Raw genomic sequence first — 4,736 nt, forward strand, 5'->3', positions numbered from 1 at the left:
GGTCAGGTCTTTCTTGTTGCAGTTTCACTCAGGCATTGCTTTTTTAAGTGCAACAAGAAAGGCCTGGCCCCCTGTGCCGCCCGTGAGGATAGGGGGCCCTGGGTTTATTTACCGTCTTTCCCCTCGCCCTGCTGCTTGCTCATGGCGTCGCCGACGGCGCGAGATAGCGCGGCAGACAGCATGGGGCCGCCCATCAGATTGTCTTGCGACACCGGGAAAATGATCACCGAGTTTTGCTCTGCACCGATTTCCTTCAGGGTCGACAGGGTGCGCAAGGTCAGCGCCGCCGGGTTTCTTGCCAGGATATCCGCCGCCTCGCTCAGTTTCTGTGCGGCTTCAAATTCCCCTTGTGCGGTAATCACCCGCGCCCGCCGTCCGCGCTCGGCTTCGGCTTCCTGCGCCATGGCGCGCACCATCGACTCGTTCAGGTCGACGCTACGGATTTCCACATGGCTCACATGCACCCCGCACGCCTGGGCGCGATCATCAATGGCCGTGCTCAGGGTGTCGTTCAGGGCAGCCTGCTTGGTCAGCAGATCGTCCAGGGTATGCTGGCCGATGGTGGCGCGCAGGGTGATTTGCGCCAGTTGCGCCATGGCGTCGTAGTAGTTTTGCACTTCCAGCGTGGCCTTCTGCGAGTTGACCACTTTGAGATAGGCCACCGCATCCACCTTGACCGACACATTGTCACTGGTGATGACATCCTGGGTCGGCACCTCCATGGTCGCCAAGCGCATATCGACACGTCGAACCACCTGCACCATGGGAATCAGGAAATTGATGCCTGGCTTCAGGATATGGGTGAATTTGCCGAAGGTTAACACCACGCCTTCTTCATATTGCCCGACGATCATGAAGGTCTTGCTGATGATGATGACAATGAACAATGCCAATATGCCCAGACTAATCAGAAACGACATAGGAACCTCGCGGTGTAGGATGAACAAGGGGTGAAGCGGTCGGTGACCGGTTATTCAAAGCTGGGGCCAGCCTAGCGCAGCCCCATTTCGTTGTCATTATACCTTGGTGATAAATATTGACTTGAGCCCGTGGCATTTTGCGCTAGCGGCTGTTACGACCGGCCTCATCGCCCTGTTACTACTCGCTCAACTTCAGATTATCCATCCAGCCTTGTTCAGGCAGCTGGTGACAAATCGTCGGCCAATGCTGCATCAACAGTTACAAATCCGGTCTTCCTTTTCAATCTATAAATCCAAATAGTGTTACAATATGTTAAAAACTATGTATTTAACATTGGTACCACTGAGCTCGTCAGTGAGGCGGTGGGCGAAGAGGACTTTGTGATGCCTATCATGCGTTTGTTCGATGTAAGTGGACGGATGAATCGTCGTAGCTTCTGGCTGTACAGCTCTCTTAACTTTGTCATTCTCCTGGCTGTGATCAGGGCTCTGAATAGTCTGTCCGCAAGCGCTTTTATTCTTCTGTGGCTCGTCCCGTATACCCTCTTCTCCATCAAGATTCAGGTTCGACGCTGGCACGATCTGAATCGTACTGGTTGTATGTGTTTTATTAACTGCATTCCTGTGGTGGGCAGTATTGTGACGCTGATTTGCCTTGGTTTCCTGGCGGGCTCCGATGGTGCAAACGATTATGGTGTAAAGCCGTATTCATTCTCTGTGTCCGAATAGCGCCTGACTCGCAAACAAACTCTCGTGATCAATCCAGTCATTCCCTCTTATTTTTGTGAAAAGACCCATGCATAAACGACTGTACCGCTTCGTCCGTCCTCTACTCGGGCTGGTTGGCTTGTCGCTACTGGTCGGCACTGTCCAGGCCGATGCGGCGCTGACGGCCGATTTACTGCGTACCTTTGCGCAGTGCGATGCCCGCTTTTTTGCCCAGTTGGCCAAAACGCCAAACCTGGTGCAACTCGGCCAGCTCGAAACGGCACCGGGATTTGCCAATTTCAAGGTGCCGGAACGCCATAGCGATGACAAAAACCAGATGGCGTTTTCGCAGCCGGTACAGATCGGTGGCCTGACCCTGACTGGTTACGAGGACAGCTATAGCAATCTGGGTGCAGACGGGCGTTACTGGTACTGGGGCTTCCACATCAAGGGTACGCCCAGCGAAGTGCTGCGGGCCTTGCCGGCTGAGATTCGTACTGCTTTGCGCCAGGACAAGGCGGGTGAATGGGCGCGGGCAGAACGAATGGTGTTGAGCGCTTCGACGCGGCGCTGGCTGCCGATCGAGGGCGATGGCAGCGGTAATGTGCCGGCTGAAGGCACGGTGGAGCGCGCTCTGTTGCTGGCGCCGGCAGTACATTCACCAGACACCGCATTGCTGTGCTCCATTCAGGGGGCGCCCGACGACGCCATACTGAAAGAAATTCGTCCGGATGACTGGAAGAAGATGACTGATCCAGCCTACCTAAAAGCAAAACAACAAGTCATCAGCAGCATTTTGGCGACCTACACGCCATTTTCCATGCCAGGTGGCGAAAAAAGCGAGGATACCGTTCATCAGGAAATTCATCAGGCGACCTTGCAGCTTAAAGCGCGCTACGAGGAGGTCCAAGATGTGCGCCCCGCAGAATTTTGGCAGGCGTACGAGCAAGCCCTGTTCAAGCTCCGGTGGGAAGGACTGCACCCATCCATCGCCACAAGCAAGATGAAAGACACACTGCAAGACGTCATGTGGAAGTTTGCGGATCTCGATGAGCTGCAAGAGATTGCCAAGGAAGATGACCCGCGTTGGCCTTCCCTGATCATGCGCGGAATCATGAAGGATAAATGGTACTTCGCAGCCAAGGATGAGGCTTATCTGATTGCATTTGTGCAACAGGAGCGTGCTCTATTCCGGCCAGTGGAAGCTCGGTTTGGCAAGTTGCACAAATTTCCCCTGAGCAAATAGCAGGCCAGGCTTGAAGGTACAACGATCACCAATATCGCCATTTCTACTTGTCATGAAAAGAATTATCAAAAGTGCTTTGCTGGGGGCTGCCGTCAATCTTGGTAGCTCATATTTCCTATTTACGATCATTTCGGTTTGTTACGCCGCATTTCTCGCTAGCCACAACGTTAGTCTAAAAGATATTTATTGGACGTTCTATTCAAACCAATATATTTCTTTTGCGTTGGTGGTCGGCGTGATGCTGGATATATTTGGGGGATATACAGCGGCAAAATTTAATAATGATCGCCATGTTTTAGCTGGTATGCTATCTGCATTGCCATGTCTCTTTATTGGGTTGCTAAATATACTTAACCCACTGCCAAACCATATCCCTGTATGGTTCGTCATCATGTCATGGCTGGTGGTTATTCCAGCGGGGATGTTGGGTGGGTTCCTTGCGAAACGACTACATGTCGTGCCCGTGACGCAAGGTAAGGGCTAGCCATATTGTAGGTGCATTGCAGCGTCATCAGGTCAGTTTGCTTAACCATAACGGATAAAATAAATATGACTATCACGAGAGAAGAGTTTGAAGCCTATGTTGGGGCTGGTAAGTATTTGGAGAAGTGGCAATCCATCATTGAGAAGAAATCCAGGTTTGCTGGGTTTAATATCTGGGCGGCAATTTTTGGACATGGATTTTTCTTCTATAGAAAGATGTATGTTTGGGGAATGCTGCTTGTTGCATTAGGTTTGATTTTGCATGTCATTTTTGGGGCTTTATATGGCGCTATGTTTGCAGTTCTCGCTAACAATGGGTGGGCGACGCTACAAGATATGCAAAGCCATATTTGGCTAGTAAACGGAATTGCCCTATTGTTTCAAATGGTCATTGCAGGAATGTTTGCCAACGTAATTTACTATGAGTCGGCATGTTCTGCGATCAATGCTTTAAGTGAGAAAAAGAACGACGAATTTTACTTGAATTATATAAAGAAGCGTGGTGGGGTGAGCATGCTTGGCATTCTTGCCGGTAGCATGGTAAATATTTTTTGCTATTACTTTACATGATTTATTGGTGGGTAGATAAAGGTTTGGCACTGCTTACTACTTCAACTAATTTTTTGTGGTAATCAAAAAATCAATGAGACATTGCAAAAAAATTTCGGCATCAATTTTTTCTATCGCCACATCGCTTACACTCTCGGCCTGTGGAAGTATCCATGTAAGCAAAACATACCCAGGGGTTGAGCTTCCCGCCAATCAGGTGGCAGTGTATTCCCCGTTTAACAGAGGTGATTTTTCGGGGCCATCAATTAGCACGCAGGCTTTGAATGGCAAGCCATTGGGGGAATATTTTCCAAACTCCCCATTTGGTCCCTACATTTCTTTTTTGCCAGGCGATGTTACCGTAAGAATCAGTTTCGTAGATTACGATGATGTTTTTGCATCGATACTTCTCCCAAATCTAGCTCAAATGAAAGTGAAAAATTTTGTCGGCTATTATGATTTGAAATTCACAGCCAAGCCTGGAAAATTTTATGCTCCCATCTTTAACTATAACCTTCCACATGATAAGCGCTTGACGGAAATGTGTATCTCCGAACTTCCTCTCGACAGTTCGCTATCTGAAACGAGGATGCCGCAGCATTATGTGGCGTGCGCAGCTCCAAGCCTCCCTCCTACCGAAGACAATATAAAGATTTGTGCTGCTATTAATACATCAAATAATAAAACTACTATTTATAATCAAATGTGCCAAGGGATAATATCAGGCAATACCAAGTAGGTTTTCCTCAATCAGAAATGATTAGGCAAAGCACGTAGGGCTCCGGGGTCAAAGCACGTAGGGCTCCGCGTAGGGCTCCGGGGTCAGGTCT

The 4,736-nt window shown here is 49.6% G+C and carries 6 protein-coding genes; 5 read left to right on the forward strand and 1 reads right to left on the reverse strand.

The features are described from left to right. Positions 1-104 precede the first annotated feature (104 nt). Positions 105-920: a slipin family protein gene (locus tag DFP86_RS19120; protein ID WP_133684304.1), complete on the reverse strand. Its 816-nt coding sequence runs from the start codon at positions 918-920 to the stop codon at positions 105-107. 384 nt (positions 921-1,304) lie between these two features. On the opposite strand from DFP86_RS19120, the gene DFP86_RS19125 reads away from it, so the two are divergent. The 5 genes from DFP86_RS19125 to DFP86_RS19145 all read left to right on the forward strand — a co-directional run bounded on the left by DFP86_RS19125 (position 1,305) and on the right by DFP86_RS19145 (position 4,645). Beyond that, the gene (locus tag DFP86_RS19125) at positions 1,305-1,649 is read left to right on the forward strand and encodes a DUF805 domain-containing protein (RefSeq protein WP_133684306.1); all 345 of its coding nucleotides are present in this window, start codon (positions 1,305-1,307) and stop codon (positions 1,647-1,649) included. A gap of 67 nt (positions 1,650-1,716) precedes the next feature. Then, positions 1,717-2,874, forward strand: a complete 1,158-nt coding sequence (locus DFP86_RS19130; RefSeq protein ID WP_133684308.1) for a hypothetical protein — start codon at positions 1,717-1,719, stop codon at positions 2,872-2,874. A 52-nt stretch (positions 2,875-2,926) separates the two neighbouring features. Continuing rightward, complete coding sequence (locus DFP86_RS19135) at positions 2,927-3,358, forward strand: hypothetical protein (RefSeq protein ID WP_133684310.1); 432 nt, start codon at positions 2,927-2,929, stop codon at positions 3,356-3,358. 65 nt (positions 3,359-3,423) lie between these two features. Beyond that, complete coding sequence (locus DFP86_RS19140; protein ID WP_133684312.1) at positions 3,424-3,927, forward strand: DUF2628 domain-containing protein; 504 nt, start codon at positions 3,424-3,426, stop codon at positions 3,925-3,927. Positions 3,928-4,000: 73 nt separating this feature from the next. After that, entirely contained in the window at positions 4,001-4,645 is a 645-nt protein-coding gene (locus DFP86_RS19145) for a hypothetical protein (protein WP_133684314.1), read from the forward strand. The last annotated feature ends 91 nt before the right edge of the window (positions 4,646-4,736 follow it).

Origin of the sequence: Paludibacterium purpuratum (genome assembly GCF_004363805.1) — a bacterium.
Taxonomy (GTDB): Bacteria; Pseudomonadota; Gammaproteobacteria; order Burkholderiales; family Chromobacteriaceae; genus Paludibacterium; species Paludibacterium purpuratum.

What these genes read in the sequence shown, in the direction of transcription:
- DFP86_RS19120 (WP_133684304.1), bottom strand. Translation starts at nt 920, where the DNA reads ATGTCGTTTCTGATTAGTCTGGGCATATTGGCATTGTTCATTGTCATC.
- DFP86_RS19125 (WP_133684306.1), top strand. Translation starts at nt 1,305, where the DNA reads ATGCCTATCATGCGTTTGTTCGATGTAAGTGGACGGATGAATCGTCGT.
- DFP86_RS19130 (WP_133684308.1), top strand. Translation starts at nt 1,717, where the DNA reads ATGCATAAACGACTGTACCGCTTCGTCCGTCCTCTACTCGGGCTGGTT.
- DFP86_RS19135 (WP_133684310.1), top strand. Translation starts at nt 2,927, where the DNA reads ATGAAAAGAATTATCAAAAGTGCTTTGCTGGGGGCTGCCGTCAATCTT.
- DFP86_RS19140 (WP_133684312.1), top strand. Translation starts at nt 3,424, where the DNA reads ATGACTATCACGAGAGAAGAGTTTGAAGCCTATGTTGGGGCTGGTAAG.
- DFP86_RS19145 (WP_133684314.1), top strand. Translation starts at nt 4,001, where the DNA reads ATGAGACATTGCAAAAAAATTTCGGCATCAATTTTTTCTATCGCCACA.